We start from the raw sequence: 17550 nt of genomic DNA on the forward strand, positions 1-17550 counted from the left end.
GAGGCTTGCCCGCGAAGAGGCCGGCACAGACACCAAAATTCCATCATCGAAACCATCGATGTGCTCAACCCATCAGGAGTTTCCATGACCATCAAACACCCTGAACCGGATCTGAACTACCTGCAAAAAGTCCTGCTGGAAATGCTCGCCATCCCCAGCCCCACCGGCTTCACCGACACCATCGTGCGCTATGTCGCCGAGCGCCTGGAGGAGCTGGGCATTCCGTTCGAGATGACCCGTCGCGGCACCATTCGCGCCACCCTCAAAGGCAAGAAAAACAGCCCCGACCGCGCGGTTTCCGCGCACTTGGACACCATTGGCGCTGCCGTGCGTGCGATCAAGGACAACGGTCGCCTGACCCTCGCCCCCGTGGGTTGCTGGTCCAGCCGGTTTGCCGAGGGCAGCCGGGTCAGTCTGTTCACCGACAACGGAGTGATTCGCGGCAGCGTGTTGCCGCTGATGGCTTCCGGGCATGCGTTCAATACCGCGATCGATGAAATGCCGATCAGTTGGGATCACGTCGAACTGCGCCTGGACGCCTACTGCGCGACCAAAGCCGATTGCGACTCCCTGGGGATCAGCGTCGGTGACTACGTGGCCTTCGACCCGTTGCCGGAGTTCACCGAAAGTGGCCATATCAGCGCCCGTCACCTTGATGACAAGGCTGGCGTCGCGGCGCTGCTGGCAGCGTTGAAGGCGATCGTCGACAGCGGCCAGGAATTGCAGATCGACTGTCATCCGCTGTTCACCATCACCGAGGAAACCGGCAGCGGTGCGGCGGCGGCATTGCCCTGGGATGTCAGTGAGTTCGTCGGCATCGATATCGCGCCGGTCGCCCCGGGCCAGCATTCCAGCGAACATGCGGTTAGCGTGGCGATGCAGGATTCAGGTGGGCCGTATGACTATCACTTGTCGCGGCACCTGCTGCGGCTGGCCAGCGACAACGAGCTCCCTGTGCGTCGCGATCTGTTCCGCTACTACTTCAGCGACGCCCATTCGGCGGTGACCGCCGGCCACGACATCCGTACCGCCCTGCTCGCCTTCGGCTGCGATGCGACCCACGGCTACGAACGCACCCACATCGACAGCCTCGCCGCCCTGAGCCGCCTGCTCGGCGCCTACATCCTCAGCCCGCCGGTGTTCGCCAGCGATGCACAACCGGCCACGGGATCGCTGGACCGGTTCAGTCATCAGATCGAGCATGACACGCAGATGGAAAGCGATACGCGGGTACCGTCGGTGGATAGTCTGGTGGGGCAGCGGTCCGAGAGTTGATCAGGGACTTTCAGTGCCTGTACGGGCCTCTTCGCGGGCAAGCCCGCTCCCACAAGGTTCGAGTCGATCCAACCATTTGTGATCGACACAAAAACCTGTGGGAGCGGGCTTGCCCGCGAAGACGGCAGATCAGACAACACAAGGCCTGAAGGCTAGCCGCAGCGGAACATTCGCCGTAGCATCCCGACATCGTTCCCCCGAGGTGCCTATGCTGATTCCCCACGACCAACTCGAAGTCGACACCCTGACCCGCCTGATCGAAGACTTCGTCACCCGCGACGGCACCGACAATGGCGACGACACGCCGCTGCAGACCCGTGTGCTAAGGGTGCGTCAGGCCTTGATCAAGGGACAGGCGATGATCGTCTTCGATCCGGAAAGCGAGCAATGCCAGTTGATGCTCAAGCACGACGTACCCAAGCATCTATTCGACTGACTTTTCCTTTTTCGGCTGCTTGCGCTTGATCCGCTCGTAAATCTCGGACCGGTGCACATTGATGTGGCGCGGCGCTTCGACGCCGAAACGCACGCTGTTGCCATCGACCGCGACGACCCGAATGGAAATGTCGTCGCCGATTGAAATCAATTCGCCCACTACGCGACTGAGTACTAACATGACTTGCGTCCTTCAGGGTTACCAGGCCCCGAAGATGCGCCGTGTGAGACGGGCCTACAAGGCAACCACGGCAAACCAGACGGGACTTACAGCCCGCGAACCGACCTCCTGACGGAAACGTCTGACAAATCCTGTAAATGCAGGGCAGATCCTTCAGGAAGCGGAAAAGCGCGGTCCGAAAAGGATGACGGTCGCCCCGATCACGCACAGCGCCACGCCGATCCAGTCCGAGCCCAAAGGACGGATCCGCTCGACCACCGCCAGCCAGCCAATCGACGCAATGATGTAGATGCCGCCGTAAGCCGCGTAGGCGCGACCGGCGTAAGTGGCTTCGATGCGGGTCAGCAACAGGGCAAACAACGTCAGACTGAGCAGTGCCGGCACCACCCACCAGACGCTTTTGCCCTGGCGCAACCACATCCAGAAGGCGAAGCAGCCGGCGATTTCGAACAGCGCGGCGAGGAAGAACCACAGGTAGTTGAGCATGGAAGTGTCCCGTCAGGATGGCCAATGGCGGCCACCCTAACGAGGCTGTCGACTGCGGGCAAGATCAGCCCGCGGATTGTTTGGCCTTGGCGCGCATCTTGTCGGCCATGACGGTCATTTCGTTGTACAGCAGCTGCGGGTTCTTCTGCTTCAGCGCCCAGGCCATGCGGCCCTGTTCGTGGGGCAGAATCATGAACTCGCCGGCGGCGACCTGCTGGTAGATGTAGTCGGCAATATCGGCTGCGGTGATGGGTGAGCTTTCCAGCAACTTGCCGACCTGGGCCTTCATGGCCGGGGTCGGACCACGGAACGAATCGAGCAGGTTGGTCTGGAAGAACGACGGACACACCACGTGCACGCCCACTTCCTGGTGCGCCAGTTCGATCAGCAGGCTCTCCGACAATGCCACCACACCGGCCTTGGCCACGTTGTAGTTGCTCATGGCCGGGCCTTGCATCAGCGCCGCCATGGATGCGATGTTGATGATCTTGCCCTTGCTCTTTTCCAGCAGCGGCAGGAAGGCCTTGCAGCCCTTGACCACGCCCATCAGGTTGATCGCGATCTGCCAGTCCCAGTCCTCCAGGGACAACTCACTGAAAAACCCACCCGACGCCACGCCGGCGTTATTGACGATCACATCGATGCCGCCGAACTTCGATTCACACGCTTGGGCGAAAGCGGTCAGCTGGCTGTAGTCGCGTACGTCGCAACGCTGGATAAAACCGTCGCCGCCGGCTTCGCGGACCAGCTTCAACGTTTCCTGCAAGCCCGGCTCGCTGACATCGGACACGGCCAGCTGCCAGCCTTCGCGGGCCCAGCGCAGCGCGATTTCGCGACCCAGGCCAGAGCCCGCACCAGTGATCATCATGCGATTTTGCATAGCAGACAGCCTTGTTGTTCCGGGGAAGATGCGTCGAGTGTAGCGAAGGTTATTGCCCGACCCACGCTCTATCAGATTGCTGAATGGCCCGAGCAAAACGCCGGCAACTAGCGCTTGCACGAAGAAATAATCCGATGATGGAAAAACATGAAAAAAACTTGGAATTTTCTTCGAAGTACCGCGGTCGGAAATGTTAAGCAGCTTGAATTAATTACATTCCTGCTGACCATTAACGACTAGGTCATTCCTGACTACTTACAGCAAGGAAAAAGACATGGGCACAATTCTACTCATCATCCTGATCCTGTTACTGATCGGTGGTCTGCCGGTCTTCCCGCACTCCAGAAGTTGGGGTTATGGCCCGTCCGGTATCATCGGCGTGGTGTTGGTAGTGATATTGATCCTGTTGTTACTCGGCAAGATATGAAGTTTCAACCGGCAAAAAAAGAGGCCCTTTCAAAGGGCCTCTTTTTTATGGGTGACGCTATTTAGTCCGGCTTGCCGTCGATCACACCGGCGGTGTTATCGATCAGGCTCTTGGTCGCCGTTTGCAGGAACGATTCCAGCTTGGTGCGCATCTCGGCGATACGCGGCGCATCCGGGATGACCTGGGCGTGAGGCTTGGCGCCCAGCTCGTAGGCGTACATCTTCGGCGCCATGTCCTTGTCCTTCGGCAGGACCAGGATCTGGTCGGCGGTGATGATGGCCGTGGTCTGCTCGCTACCCGATGGCTTGATCACGCCGAAACCGGTGTCGCCTTCCGGCAGGTTGAGCAGGTCGCGACCCCAGCACTGATGACGCACTTCCCCGCCGATGCGGCCCATGATGGTCGGCACGATGTCGACCTGAGTGCCGACGGTGTGGTCGAGCTTGCCGAACTTTTCCTGGATGCCCGGTGCAATCATCAGCATCGGCACGTTGAAACGACCCAGGTCCATTTCGGTGATCTGACGCTCGTTGCCGAAGCCGTGGTCGCCGACGATGACGAACAGGGTTTCCTTGAAGTAAGGCTCCTTGCGGGCTTTCTCGAAGAACTGACCCAGCGCCCAGTCCGAGTAACGCATGGCGGTCAGGTGCTCGTTGAGACTGCCGCGATCGGTCACGCGCTCGACCGGCAACGGAGTCGGCAAGGCATACGGAGTGTGGTTGGACAGGGTTTGCAGCAAGGCATAGAACGGTTTCTTGTCCTTGCCGTCGCGGGCTTTGAGTTCCACCAGGCCGCGGTCGAACATGTCCTGGTCGGACACGCCCCAGGTCGGGTCGGAGAACACCGGGTTCACGAAGTCGTTACGACCGACGAAGTTGGTCATGCCCTGGTTGCTGAAGAAGCCCGACTGGTTGTCCCAGGCGAAGTCGCCGTTGTAGACGTAGACGTCGTCGTAGTCCCGGGCGCTGAGCAGCTGTGGCAGGCCGGACAGTTTGTGGCTGCCCTCAGGCGTCTGCATCAGGTATTCGAAACCCGGCAGGTTCGGGAAGCACGCCATGGTGGCGAACATGCCCTGGTGAGTGTGGGTACCGTTGGAGAAGAAACGGTCGAACAGCAGGCCTTCCTGGGACAGCTTGTCCAGGTAAGGCGTGATGTTGCCCGGACCGCCCAGCACGCCCACCGAGTGACCGGCCATGCTTTCCATCAGGATCACGACAACGTTCTTGATCGGCAAGGTTTTGTCGGCCGGCGGCGTGTAGTCGCGACGTACCGCGGCGGTTTCGCCGTCTACCAGCTTGTCGTCCTTCATCAGCAGCATGTCGCGCACGGTCTGCTGCGCCATCGGCTGTGGCAACGTGGCTTTCCAGATGTTGTCGCGATCTTCGGACATCCGGCTCTTCGCCGCAGCCACCAGAGACAGCGTGCCGTTGAGGCCCAGCTGGTTGGCGAAGTTGGAATCGGTGGTGTAGACGTCACCCCAACGCATCGGCGGGCCCTGGCGCAGGGTGCCACGGGCGGCGACCACGCAGATCAGCAGGCAGACCACGAACACCGCAATGCGGGTGTACCAGGGAGCGACCTGACGAGCGCCGATGCTGCCGCCGCTGAATGGACCGCGTGGACGGGTCGCGCGGTCCGCACCTTTGAACGCCAGGCTGAGGATCCAGGTGCCCACGGCCCACGCCAGCAGGTAGCGAACCACCGGGAAACCGTACCAAAGCATGCTCATCACGGTTTTCGGGTCTTCCTTCACGTACTGGAAGACCAGGCCGTTGAGGCGCTGGTGGAACTCACGGTAGAAGTCCATCTCCATCAGGCCCAGGAACAGCGCGATGCTGGAAACCACGGTCAGCCAGAAACGGAAGAACCCGCGCGCGGCCATGGCCCGGACGCTGAACAGTGACAGCAGCAACGGAATGCTGAGGTACACCACCAGACGCAGGTCGAAACGCAGGCCGTTGGCAAATGCTTCGAAAAAGGTCGAGGCCGGCGTGTCGAGGATCATTTCGCGGTTGTAGACCAGCAGCGCAAGGCGCAGCAGGCTGAACATGACCATCATCACCAGGGCACACAACAGCGTGTAGGCCAGATGCGATTTGACGGTCGGTTGCAGCAGGCGACTAGAAGCTCGCTGCTGATTCAGGGCGTCCGGAATTGCCATGTCGTTTTAGGACCCATTGGAAGTTTAAGTTCGAATACAGCTGCGCCCTGCCCTCTATTGGCCAACTACCTGGCCCCGGGGCTTGCGCGGTGCGCAAATGTTGCACGATCAAACGTGGCAATGCCATTGATTACTGTTCGATCATGCCAACGCGCGCGAATTGTCTGGGAGGTATTGTGAAAATTTCGTACAGCGAATATTCGGAAACACAATAAAGGATCCGAACTGAATGGAACCTGAGGAGATAAATGACTGTGGGAGCGAGCCTGCTCGCGATGGTGCTGAACGATAACGCCGGGTACCTGAATGTACGGCGTTAACGTTGACGACCATCGCGAGCAGGCCCGCTCCCACAAAGAGCGCCGCGGATTATTTCTCGGCCAGCGCCTTGAGGTTTTTCAGGGTGTTGAACGGGGCATCGACCACGAACTTGTTGGCGACCATGGATGGTACGCTGCCGCCGGGTTCGGTGTGCACCTGGTAGGTCACTTCGACCTGATCGCCCTTGGGGACGAACTTCCAGAAGCCATCGACCTTGGCCACGCGCACGAAACCTTTTTCTTCGGGAATGTACGTCGGCACGCCTTCGAGCTTGCGGGTCAGGCTGCCATCAGCGCCTTCGGTGGTCGTAACGTGCAGCACCGAATCACGCGGAGTGACCGGCCAAGGCGTATTGAATTGAGTGTAAGTCCAGCTTTGATCGCCTTCGTGCTTGAGCAGTTTCTGGGTCTTGCATTCGTGAATCCAGGCACACGCGCCAGCCACGTTGTCCTGCAAGGCGCGCAGTTTGGCCACGGTGGTTTTCATCAGGGTAACGCCCTGGTAGGCCTTGTAATCGGAGCCGGCCACCTCGCTCAGGGACACCTTGATGCCGTCTTCATTCTTGGCGACTTTCCAGTCTTCGGCCTGGACGACCGAAGTGGCCAGAACCGCCGTCAACCCACACAACACAGCCAAACGATGCAGCGAACCCATAGTTATATTCCTTGTTGTTGAAGTTCCGTTCGTTGAACACATCACGCCGCCGTCATCTGCTCCCACCAGCCAATCAATCGGATGGCTTCTTCACTGCTGCCGCCGCACACCTCGACGTCCGCCTTGAATCCCGAACACACCGCCGGGCGCTCCGGCTGGCCGAAGATGTTGCACAGGTTTTCGGCAGACAATTGCACGCAACGTTCCCCGGCGGCTTTGCCCATGGGCATGCCGGGAATGGCGGAACTGATGGATGGGGCAATGCAACAGGCGCCACAGCCCTCACGGCATTTCATGACGACAAGCTCCTCGCGACGGGCGATGTGTTAATGGACGGGGCACAGAGTAACCGCTTAAACAGTTGTTTTAAATTACCGTACCGCAGGTTTTTCGCTGCAAACGGGCGTGACCGGGCAGTCTCCGACAAAGCGTCTATCACGCGGCTCACGAACGGGGCAATCAGCGCTTGAATTCGAACTCCAGCGCTGCGCCATCGACTTCATGACGCTCCTCATTGCGCAGTTGCAGCTGCATTTCGTTGCTGATCAGGCGTCCGTTGAGTTGAAACTGACTGTTGCCCTTTTCTCCGAACATCTGCGGCAACAGCGGATCGTGCTTGGGCAAAGGGACGGTGCCGACGGGGTCCAGATCCTCGACCATGTCCCGGGGCAGGCTCAAGTCGATGTTGGCGGGAGGAAGCTGGGTCTTCACCACCTCGCTGGCGGGTTTGGACTTGGAAGCAATCGGTGGACGCTTTTTGACCGCCGCGACGGGCTTTTTGGCCGGCGCGGCTTTCTTTGCGGAGTTGCTATTGGAAGGTACGGCTTTGGCGGGTGCGGCCTTTTTCGACGTCGTGCTGGCCGCCGGTTTGTCCTGAACGGATGCGGCCTGGACAGTAATCGGCTGAAGGCCGACTGACAGGCAGATCAATAACCAAGCGGCGGGAAAAATGGGTTTCATGGACTCAACGACGCACGGGCGCAAACGACAGAGAGGCCATATGCTCGCCTGTTGCACGTGACAAGACAAGTGTGGACAGGCAAACCCCCGCCCACTGCGTCAAAAGCCCTGGGCCGTCTCCTGGCAAAGCTGGGTGGCCAGCATGCCCAACGTCATCAAGGCACGCTCGGCCTCACGATTCCACGGAATGCCGCAGTTGAGCCGGATACAGTGGTTGAATTGCTCGGTATTACTGAAGATCAGCCCCGGCGCAATGCTGATGCCCTGCTGCAAGGCCCGCACATGCAGTTCCTGGGTATTGACCCTTCCCGGCAGGCTGACCCACAGAATGAATCCGCCGGTGGGCCGGGTCATCTGCGTGCCTTCGGGGAAATACTGCTGCACCGCCAACTGGAAGGCGCTGAGGTTCTTGCGGTATTCCTGACGGATGTAGCGCAAGTGTCGGTCGTACCCGCCGTTCTCCAGATAGGCGGCAATGCCCATCTGCGTGACGCTGCAAGCCGAATGGGTACTGAAGGTCTGCAAACGCTGGATTTCCTGCTGGAACTTGCCGGCGATCATCCAGCCAATCCGAACACCGGGCGACAGGGTTTTGGAGAAGCTGGAGCAATAGATCACCCGGTCCAGCCGGTCATAGGCCTTGAGCGCCTTGGTGCGCCCCTGCTCGAACATCAGTTCGCCGTAGATATCGTCCTCGACGATCTGAATGTCGAAATCCGACGCCAGACGCAACAACTGTTTCTGCCGTTCCTCGGGCATGGTGCCGCCCAGGGGATTGCTCAGGCGTGTGGTCAGCACCAGCGCCTTGATCGACCATTGATTGGCCGCCAGTTGCAGGGCTTCCAGACTCATGCCGGTGGCAGGGTCGCTGGGGATCTCGATGACCTTGAGCCCCAACAGATCGGCCAATTGCAGCAAACCGTAATAGGTCGGCGATTCGGCAGCGATCAGATCCCCAGGCCGGGTCAGGACCCGCAAGGACATCTGCAAGGCATCGACGCAGCCGTGGGTGATCACCACTTCCGAAGGATCGACCACCACCCCGGCATCGCGCATGCGGATCGCCACCTGCCGGCGCAGTGGCTCGAAACCCGGGCTGAACATGTAACTGAATGCACGCGGGCTGTGGAAACGGGTGACCTTGGCCAACTGCTGATGCAGGGCACGAACCGGCAGGTAGTCGACGCTCGGAACCGCCGCGCCCAGAGGAAATACCCCTTCGCGACGGGACTCGACCAGTACCTGCTGAATGATGCTGCTGCGCGTGACCAGGCCGGGACGCTCGACCCGCGCGATGTCCGGAGTCTGAGCGGTCAGGGCTGGCGTCTGGTGTACGTAGTAACCCGACTGCGGCCGGGCGCGGATCAGGCCCTGATCCTCGAGATTGGCATAGGCCTGCAGAACCGTGGCATGGCTGACGTTGAGCTGCGAGCTCATCTTGCGCACCGATGGCACGCGCTCTCCCGGTTGATAGACGCCGCGACGGATGTCTTCAGCCAGTTGCTGAGCAATACGTTGATAGAGCAAGAGGTTGGTCATGACGCAGCACTCGGTTTCACAGGCATTTTATTCTTGTGGGAAACGATACCGTAACAGTTCGTAAGTGTACTGGGACAGTTACCACAATAGTCGACCATACAGTGCAGTGTCAGCAAAAAACTGTACTGTTCTGCCAAAGGGTTGGCAGATACAAAAAAACCCGGCACTGCCTGACAGTGCCGGGTTTTCCAGAGACGCAACCCTTAGCGGGTGGCGCCGAGCTGGCCTTTTTCGTCGGAGAACACGATTTCCACCCGACGGTTCTGCGCACGACCGCGCTCGGAGGCGTTGGCATCCACCGGGTACTCATCGCCATATCCTTCGACCTGGATACGCTTGTCGTCGATCCCCAGGTCCATCAGCACGTCCGCCACCGATTGCGCACGGTCACGGGACAGCTTGAGGTTTTCCTGCTTGCCGCCGGTACTGTCGGCGTAGCCTTCGATGCGCACCACCCGCTTGGGGTTGAGTTGCAGGAACTGCACGATCTTCAACACCACGCGGTTGGCCGAGGTTTTAAGTTCTGCCTCACCGGTGTCGAACAACACATCGCCCAGGGTCAGCACAAGGCCACGGTCGGTCTGGGTGGTGGCCAATGCCATCTGTTCTTCGAGCCATTTGCCCTGTTGTTGCACACTGAGCAGCTTGGATTCACGCAAGGCCAGTTGCAGGCGCTGGCGTTCCAGTTCGAGTTTCGCCGCGCGTTCTTCGTTGAGCACCTGATTGGTGTGCTCACGGGCGATTTCGCTGTAGCGCTGGCTCAGATAAGCGTAATGCGCCACGTCCGAACCGCTGCCCCAATAAGTGGACAGACGATCGGCACGGGCCAGGGATTCACCGGCACGGATCACGTCCTTGGGCGCGATGCGCAAGACGTTGGAGTCTTCCTTGACCTTCTGGAAGTCGGCACCTGCCTGCTGCAACGCCGCTTCACTGTGCTGGCCGGCGCAGCCATAAAGGCTCGCGCAACCTGCGATGATCAGACCACCGACAATCTTCGATCCGAGGTTCATTGGGCATCTCCCAATTGCTTGCGCAGACGGGTGATGCGGGTGTTGAGCACGTTTAGCTGCTCCTCGCTCTTGAGGGTCAGGACTTTTGCCTCGGCAAGACGCGCATCCAGCTCGGCCTGCTCGGAGCGCATGCGCGCGTTCTTGAAGGATTGATCGGCCATGCTGCCTTTGGCGCGGTTGTACTTTTCTTCCGCCAGTTTCATTTCCGGCACATCATCGGCCGTGGCGCCCACGGCCTTGGCCTGTTCCAGCGCCTTGGCGGTCAGGCGCATCTGTTCGTTGGGTGCCGGATCGGCTGCGCAGCCCGCCAGAGCCAGTACGGCCAGGGCAGCGCAAAGAGGTCGAATACTCACTAAGAATCCCTACTGTTTTGGGGCACTGACAGGCTGTTTCTGCTGCGTATTCCAACGCTCGATATTGCGTTGCAACACAGCCTCCGTCAGTCCGGACGCGGGCAATTCTGTCATCTTTTTCGCCAGCTGTCCGCGCAACCACGGATCGTTGCAGGCCGAGTTGTGGGAAACCGCCAGGAACAATCCCGGCTTGTCGATGGGTTGCGCACGGGCGATCAGGTCGTTGGTCATGCCCAATGTTTGGGCCATGGCCATGCCTGCGTAACGTCCCGCGAGGACAAACTCCACCTCGCCCAGCAGCAATTTCTGAAACGCCTGGGTCAGGTTCGGCGTACGGATCAGGGACAAATTCTGTTGGGTTGAAGCGACGAATTCCGGGGTCAATCGAGACTTTTCTGACAAAGCGCCGACATGGCCGGGTAAATCCTGCACGTCGTTGTAGATCAGTGCCGAGTCCTTGCGGGTCCAGACCAGGTAGTCGTTCTCCAGCAATGGCGGATGAATGTAGTCCAGGGATTCCAGCTCGCTGACGGTCAGCGGGGTATCGGCCAGCATGTCCATGCGGCCGCTGCGCACTTCCTCCAGGGCCTGGGAGCGTTTGCCGGCATAGAGCAGTTCGACCTTGATGCCCAGCTCTCCCGCCACCTGTTGCAACAGGTCGGCACTGGCGCCGATCAGGTGCTTGGGATTTTGCGGGTCTTGCCAGAGGTACGGTGGCGCATCCGGGCTGCCGGTGACGACCAGACGCTCGCATTTGCCGGCGGCTATCGACAGTGTTGGCAATAGCGCCAGTCCCAGAAAACTCCATGCCAGACGCAGGTCCATGGCGAAAGCACTCCTCTCGTTTACAACACTGACACCTGTAGGAGCGAGCACGCTCGCGATGGTTTCCGATGCACCGCGGGGTGTCAGATCGCCAACGTTATCGTTAACGACCATCGCGAGCGTGCTCGCTCCTACAGTTAAAAAAAAGCCCGACCAAAAGGTCGGGCTCTTTATAAGTGAAGCGGCCGGATTAGACCAGCTGCTCCAGCTCAGGGATGGCTTCGAACAGGTCTGCAACCAGACCGTAGTCCGCCACCTGGAAGATCGGCGCTTCTTCGTCCTTGTTGATCGCAACGATCACCTTGGAGTCTTTCATGCCGGCCAGGTGCTGGATCGCGCCGGAGATACCGACGGCGATGTACAGCTGTGGCGCAACGATCTTGCCGGTCTGACCGACCTGCATGTCGTTCGGTACGAAACCTGCGTCGACCGCGGCGCGCGAAGCACCCACGGCAGCGCCCAGCTTGTCGGCCAGGGCGTACAGGTGTTTGAAGTTGTCGCCGTTCTGCATGCCGCGACCGCCGGAAACGACGATCTTGGCAGCGGTCAGTTCCGGACGATCGGACTTGGCCAGTTCTTCGCCAACGAAGCTGGAGATGCCAGCATCGTGAGCAGCGCCAACCGCTTCAACGGCAGCCGAACCACCTTCAGCGGCAACCGGGTCGAAACCGGTGGAACGCACGGTGATCACTTTGACCGCAGCGTTCGATTGAACGGTAGCGATGGCGTTACCGGCGTAGATCGGACGCTTGAAGGTGTCGGCGCTTTCTACCGAGATGATCTCGGAGATCTGGTCAACGTCCAGTGCTGTGGCAACGCGCGGCAGGATGTTTTTGCCGTTGGAAGTGGCAGCAGCCAGGATGTGGCTGTAGCCCTTACCAAGTTCGGTGACCAGAGGAGCGATGTTTTCCGGCAGCTGATGCGCGTAAGCGGCATTGTCAGCGTTCAGGACTTTGCTCACACCAGCGATTTTCGCAGCGGCTTCAGCCACGGCGCCAGCGCCTTGACCGGCAACCAGCACGTGGATGTCGCCGCCGATTTTGGCAGCGGCAGCAACGGTGTTCAGCGTGGCGGCAGCCAGCGCCTTGTTGTCGTGTTCAGCGATTACCAAGATAGTCATGTTTAGATTACCTTCGCTTCGTTTTTCAGTTTCTCGACCAGTTCAGCGACCGACTTGACCTTGATACCCGCGCTGCGTGCAGCAGGCGCTTCGACTTTCACGGTCTTGTTGGTGGAAGCGGTGGAAACACCCAAAGCGTCCGGAGTCAGCGTCTCGAGAGGCTTCTTCTTGGCTTTCATGATGTTTGGCAGAGACGCGTAGCGCGGCTCGTTCAAACGCAGGTCGGTGGTCACGATGGCCGGCAGTTTCAGGGAAACGGTCTGCAGGCCGCCGTCGATTTCACGGGTAACAGCTACGCTGTCGCCGCTGATTTCGACCTTGGAGGCGAAAGTGCCCTGACCGTAGCCGCTCAGTGCAGCCAGCATCTGGCCAGTCTGGTTGTTGTCGCTGTCGATGGCTTGTTTGCCAAGGATCACCAGCTGAGGCTGTTCCTTGTCGACAACGGCCTTCAGCAGTTTGGCAACGGCCAGGGAGGTCAGGTCTTCGGCGGATTCGACGAGGATGGCGCGGTCGGCACCCAGAGCCAGCGCGGTGCGCAGTTGCTCTTGAGCGGTGGACGGGCCGACGGAGACGACGACGATTTCAGATGCAACGCCTTTCTCTTTCAGGCGTACCGCTTCTTCCACTGCGATTTCGCAGAATGGGTTCATCGACATCTTGACGTTGGCAAGATCGACGCCGGAATTGTCCGCCTTGACGCGGACTTTGACGTTGTAATCCACAACGCGTTTGACAGCTACAAGAACCTTCATGGATTCCTCGTTACTCTCCGGTGAAAAGAAAGTCGCCTAGGCGAACCTGGCGGTTGGATGCTCATCGGGCGCAAGGGCACCTCTAAAAACGCCGGCATTGGTGTCAAGTGACCATCGCTCACGATGTTCATGACCGTTGGTCAGGAGTGACCGACAAGTCATTCGATTTCGTGGCGTGTAAACTGCGCGTTGAATCCCGATTGCGCTTCACTTTCCACTGCCATCGCCCTGTCTTTAGAGGTGCTCTTGGTACCTGTATTAAGCCTACGGCGAGCGCAAAACCGCCCGTATCTTGACCGGAACACCTATTCCGGTCAATACGGCAAAATAGCCGTTCATAACCCGCGTGACTTTGATTTCTCTGGCTTTGAGCCAATTCAAACAAACGTTTGTATTGGACCCTGAGAGTGGTGTAGATATAATGCGCCACCCCAAGACAAAGGTGGTCGATCGATTGTCCTCTCCCGACTCTACGCTGGGATTCATGGATGCGACACCAAACCTTAAAAATTAGAAAAAACTGTTGAGCCTTGAGTAGGAGATAGCCTGTGGAACGCGAATACATGGAATTCGACGTGGTCATCGTCGGTGCCGGCCCCGCTGGCCTGTCCGCCGCCTGCCGGTTGAAGCAGAAGGCCGCCGAAGCCGGTAAGGAAATCAGCGTCTGCGTGGTTGAAAAAGGCTCCGAGGTCGGTGCTCACATCCTGTCCGGTGCCGTGTTCGAACCACGCGCCCTGAACGAGCTGTTCCCGGACTGGAAAGAACTCGGCGCGCCGCTGAACACGCCGGTTACCCGCGACGACATCTTCGTCCTGAAAAACGCCGACAGCGCGCAGAAAATCCCTGACTTCTTTGTGCCCAAGACCATGCACAACGAAGGCAACTACATCATCTCCCTGGGCAACCTGTGCCGCTGGCTGGCCCAGCAGGCCGAGAACCTGGGCGTGGAAATCTACCCGGGCTTCGCCGCACAGGAAGCGCTGTTCGATGAAAACGGCATCGTGCGCGGGATCATCACCGGCGACCTGGGCGTCGACCGCGAAGGCAATCCGAAGGAAGGCCTGTACACCCCGGGCATGGAACTGCGTGGCAAATACACGCTGTTCGCCGAAGGTTGCCGGGGCCACATCGGCAAGCAGCTGATCAAGCGCTTCAACCTCGACAACGATTCCGACGTCCAGCACTACGGCATCGGCCTGAAGGAAATCTGGGAAGTCGACCCGGCCAAGCACCAGCCAGGCCTGGTGGTTCACACCGCCGGTTGGCCGATGGACATCATGGGCACCGAAAATACCGGTGGCTCGTTCCTCTATCACCTGGAAAACAATCAGGTTGTGGTCGGCCTGATCGTCGATCTGTCCTACAGCAACACCTTTCTGTCGCCGTTCGACGAGTTCCAGCGCCTCAAGCACCACCCTGTACTCAAGCAGTACCTGGAAGGCGGCAAGCGCATCAGCTACGGCGCACGCGCCATCTGCAAAGGCGGCCTGAACTCGCTGCCGAAGATGGTCTTCAAGGGCGGCGCGCTGATCGGTTGCGACCTCGGTACCCTGAACTTCGCCAAGATCAAGGGCAGCCACACCGCGATGAAGTCCGGCATGCTCGCCGCCGAAGCGGTGGCTGACGCGCTCTTCGCCGACAAGGACGGCAGCGAGGAGCTGACCACTTACGTCGACGCGTTCAAGAACAGCTGGCTCCATGAAGAACTGTTCGCCAGCCGCAACTTCGGCCCGGCGATCCACAAGTTCGGCGCCATCGTCGGCGGCGGTTTCAACTGGCTGGACCAGAACATCTTCGGCGGCAAACTGCCGTTCACCCTGCACGACACCAAGCCTGACTACGCCTGCCTGAAACTGGCGGCTGACTGCAAGAAGATCGACTATCCGAAGCCGGACGGCAAAATCAGCTTCGACAAGTTGAGCTCGGTGTTCATCTCCGGGACCAACCACGAAGAAGAGCAACCTTGCCACCTGAAGCTGACCGACCCGAGCATCCCGATCAGCAAGAACCTGCCGCTGTACGACGAACCTGCCCAACGTTACTGCCCGGCCGGCGTGTATGAGGTGGTGACCAAGGAAGACGGCGAGAAACGCTTCCAGATCAACGCCCAGAACTGCGTTCACTGCAAGACCTGCGACATCAAGGACCCTGCACAGAACATCACCTGGGTGACCCCTGAAGGTGCCGGCGGCCCGACTTACCCGAACATGTAAGCCCAAAGCTGCAATCACAAATGCCCCGACTCGTCGGGGCATTTGCGTCTCTGCTGCCTGAAAAATCCGCCGCCCATAAAAAATGCCCGCCTCTCTCGAGGCGGGCATTTCCATTGACGCACGGGCCGTTAGCGGGCTGGAGCGGCTACCACGGATGCGTCACGACGCTTGTTCTTGATGCCGTAGCAGACCCACATGAACACGAGCCACACCGGGATCGCGTAAACCGAGACCTGAATCCCCGGAATCAGCAGCATCACACCCAGAATGAAAACCACGAACGCCAGGCAGACGTAGTTCCCGTACGGGTACCACAAGGCCTTGAACAGCGAAGTCTGGCCGGTCTTGTTCATGTGCTGGCGGAACTTGAAGTGCGAGTAGCTGATCATCGCCCAGTTGATCACCAGGGTTGCCACGACCAGCGACATCAGCAGTTCCAGCGCGCTTTGCGGCATCAGGTAGTTCAGCAGGACCGCGATCAGCGTTACGGCAGCCGACGCCAGGATCGACCGCACCGGCACGCCGCGCTTGTCGATCTTCGCCAGCGCCTTCGGTGCATCGCCCTGCTCTGCCATGCCCAGCAACATGCGGCTGTTGCAGTAGGTGCCGCTGTTGTACACCGACAACGCCGCGGTCAGGACCACGAAGTTGAGGATGTGCGCAGCGGTGTTGCTGCCCAGCATCGAGAACACCTGGACGAACGGGCTGCCACTGTAGGAGTCGCCGGAAGCGTTCAGGGTATCAAGCAGGCTGTTCCAGGGGGTCAGGGACAGCAGGATCACCAGCGCACCGATGTAGAAAATCAGGATCCGGTAGATCACCTGGTTGATGGCTTTCGGGATCACGGTTTTCGGTTTGTCGGCTTCAGCGGCGGTGAAACCGAGCATTTCCAGACCACCGAAGGAGAACATGATGATCGCCATGGCCATCACCAGACCGCTGACGCCATTGGGGAAGAACCCGCCGTGGGACCAGAGGTTGGAGACCGCCGCCTGCGGGCCGCCGTGGCCACTGACCAGCAGGTAGCTGCCCAGGCCGATCATGCCGACGATCGCCACGACCTTGATGATCGCGAACCAGAATTCGGCCTCGCCGAAGACTTTGACGTTGGCCAGGTTGATCACGTTGATCAGCACGAAGAAGGCTGCCGCCGAAGCCCAGGTCGGAATATCCGGAGCCCAGTAGTGAATGTACTTGCCGACTGCGGTCAGCTCGGACATGCCCACCAGAATGTACAGAATCCAGCAGTTCCAGCCCGACAGGAAGCCGGCGAAACCGCCCCAGTATTTGTGGGCAAAGTGGCTGAAGGAACCGGCAACCGGCTCTTCGACGATCATTTCGCCCAGTTGGCGCATGATCATGAAGGCGATGAAGCCGCAGATGGCGTAGCCGAGGATCATCGACGGGCCGGCGGATTTCAGCACCCCGGCAGAACCCAGGAACAATCCGGTACCGATGGCACCGCCCAGGGCGATCAATTGGATGTGGCGATTCTTCAGGCCGCGTTTCAGCTCGCCTGAATGCGAGTTTTGTCCACTCATGAAAAGGGTCTCACGCAAGGTTTGATGATGTTCGGATAGCGTTGCTGCTTGGAAACGACGTCAAGCGGCTCCGATCAAACCCCAGCGCAGGCACCAGGAGTTCAGCGTATTTACAGCGGTCATGCGTCACCTGTTTGTTTTTATCTGTGACGAAATCGAACCCGACGCGCTCGTGACGCGGCGGAATGAACAAGGCGGATAGCCTTGAGGTGTGCGCGATAGCGCAGGAGGTCACAGGTAAAACGCGGCGCATTGTACACGCCTAACCCCGTGCTGCCAGAAACTGCGCGCCCGAACCTCAGGCCTGGCGCGCATGACACCGCGCATGGAGAGGGGAAACAAGCGGGTCGGGGAGTTGGGGAATGTCGGATTTGGGTGGGATTCGGAAGAATTTTCTTACAGAAGCGAGTGAAC

General features: G+C 59.4%; 18 protein-coding genes. 4 read left to right on the top strand and 14 right to left on the bottom strand.

From position 1 onward, the window contains the following. Positions 1-84: 84 nt before the first annotated feature. Both K9857_RS17285 and K9857_RS17290 read left to right on the top strand, forming a co-directional pair. Positions 85-1275 (top strand): osmoprotectant NAGGN system M42 family peptidase, encoded by a 1191-nt coding sequence (locus tag K9857_RS17285; protein ID WP_224537751.1) that lies wholly within the window; start codon positions 85-87, stop codon positions 1273-1275. Between the two features lie 208 nt (positions 1276-1483). Then, entirely contained in the window at positions 1484-1711 is a 228-nt protein-coding gene (locus K9857_RS17290) for a YheU family protein (RefSeq protein WP_175378371.1), read from the top strand. On the opposite strand, the gene csrA is transcribed toward K9857_RS17290, so the two are convergent. The 3 genes from csrA to K9857_RS17305 all read right to left on the bottom strand — a co-directional run bounded on the left by csrA (position 1700) and on the right by K9857_RS17305 (position 3257). Further along, the gene (gene csrA, locus K9857_RS17295) at positions 1700-1891 is read right to left on the bottom strand and encodes a carbon storage regulator CsrA (RefSeq protein ID WP_224537752.1); all 192 of its coding nucleotides are present in this window, start codon (positions 1889-1891) and stop codon (positions 1700-1702) included. The genes K9857_RS17290 and csrA overlap by 12 nt on opposite strands. A 153-nt stretch (positions 1892-2044) precedes the next feature. Continuing rightward, positions 2045-2377 carry a YnfA family protein gene (locus tag K9857_RS17300; protein ID WP_224537754.1) on the bottom strand — a complete coding sequence of 111 codons (333 nt, stop codon included), beginning with the start codon at positions 2375-2377 and terminating at the stop codon, positions 2045-2047. A gap of 64 nt (positions 2378-2441) precedes the next feature. Beyond that, positions 2442-3257, bottom strand: coding sequence for an SDR family oxidoreductase (locus K9857_RS17305; protein WP_224537756.1), 816 nt, complete (start codon positions 3255-3257; stop codon positions 2442-2444). 274 nt (positions 3258-3531) lie between these two features. Here K9857_RS17305 and K9857_RS17310 point away from each other — a divergent pair, with 274 nt between their 5' ends. Next, entirely contained in the window at positions 3532-3684 is a 153-nt protein-coding gene (locus K9857_RS17310) for a DUF3309 family protein (protein WP_008060837.1), read from the top strand. 61 nt (positions 3685-3745) lie between these two features. On the opposite strand, the gene K9857_RS17315 is transcribed toward K9857_RS17310, so the two are convergent. From K9857_RS17315 to K9857_RS17360, 10 genes are all read right to left on the bottom strand, one after another. After that, entirely contained in the window at positions 3746-5845 is a 2100-nt protein-coding gene (locus tag K9857_RS17315) for an LTA synthase family protein (protein ID WP_224537758.1), read from the bottom strand. A 369-nt stretch (positions 5846-6214) separates the two neighbouring features. Further along, positions 6215-6820: an START domain-containing protein gene (locus K9857_RS17320; RefSeq protein ID WP_224537759.1), complete on the bottom strand. Its 606-nt coding sequence runs from the start codon at positions 6818-6820 to the stop codon at positions 6215-6217. Positions 6821-6861: 41 nt separating this feature from the next. Next, the gene (locus tag K9857_RS17325) at positions 6862-7116 is read right to left on the bottom strand and encodes a YkgJ family cysteine cluster protein (RefSeq protein WP_224537761.1); all 255 of its coding nucleotides are present in this window, start codon (positions 7114-7116) and stop codon (positions 6862-6864) included. Between the two features lie 163 nt (positions 7117-7279). Continuing rightward, positions 7280-7780, bottom strand: a complete 501-nt coding sequence (locus K9857_RS17330) for a translation initiation factor 2 (RefSeq protein ID WP_224537763.1) — start codon at positions 7778-7780, stop codon at positions 7280-7282. A gap of 99 nt (positions 7781-7879) precedes the next feature. Next, positions 7880-9319 (bottom strand): PLP-dependent aminotransferase family protein, encoded by a 1440-nt coding sequence (locus K9857_RS17335; protein ID WP_224537765.1) that lies wholly within the window; start codon positions 9317-9319, stop codon positions 7880-7882. Positions 9320-9522: 203 nt separating this feature from the next. Further along, positions 9523-10332, bottom strand: coding sequence for an OmpA family protein (locus K9857_RS17340; RefSeq protein ID WP_224537766.1), 810 nt, complete (start codon positions 10330-10332; stop codon positions 9523-9525). After that, positions 10329-10685, bottom strand: coding sequence for a DUF4398 domain-containing protein (locus tag K9857_RS17345; RefSeq protein WP_224537768.1), 357 nt, complete (start codon positions 10683-10685; stop codon positions 10329-10331). Before K9857_RS17345 ends, K9857_RS17340 begins: the two co-directional genes overlap by 4 nt. A gap of 9 nt (positions 10686-10694) precedes the next feature. Then, the gene (locus tag K9857_RS17350) at positions 10695-11510 is read right to left on the bottom strand and encodes a substrate-binding periplasmic protein (protein ID WP_224537770.1); all 816 of its coding nucleotides are present in this window, start codon (positions 11508-11510) and stop codon (positions 10695-10697) included. 190 nt (positions 11511-11700) lie between these two features. Continuing rightward, entirely contained in the window at positions 11701-12630 is a 930-nt protein-coding gene (locus tag K9857_RS17355; protein ID WP_224537771.1) for an electron transfer flavoprotein subunit alpha/FixB family protein, read from the bottom strand. A gap of 2 nt (positions 12631-12632) precedes the next feature. Next, positions 12633-13382: an electron transfer flavoprotein subunit beta/FixA family protein gene (locus K9857_RS17360; protein ID WP_110967025.1), complete on the bottom strand. Its 750-nt coding sequence runs from the start codon at positions 13380-13382 to the stop codon at positions 12633-12635. Between the two features lie 548 nt (positions 13383-13930). Here K9857_RS17360 and K9857_RS17365 point away from each other — a divergent pair. Beyond that, a complete protein-coding gene (locus K9857_RS17365) occupies positions 13931-15595 on the top strand; it encodes an electron transfer flavoprotein-ubiquinone oxidoreductase (RefSeq protein ID WP_224537773.1) in 1665 nt (554 codons plus the stop codon). 128 nt (positions 15596-15723) lie between these two features. Here the strand turns inward: K9857_RS17365 and K9857_RS17370 are convergent, their stop codons facing one another. Further along, the gene (locus K9857_RS17370) at positions 15724-17136 is read right to left on the bottom strand and encodes an amino acid permease (RefSeq protein ID WP_224537774.1); all 1413 of its coding nucleotides are present in this window, start codon (positions 17134-17136) and stop codon (positions 15724-15726) included. Positions 17137-17550 lie beyond the last annotated feature (414 nt).

Origin of the sequence: Pseudomonas sp. REP124, assembly GCF_020164475.1 — a bacterium.
Classification (GTDB): Bacteria; Pseudomonadota; Gammaproteobacteria; order Pseudomonadales; family Pseudomonadaceae; genus Aquipseudomonas.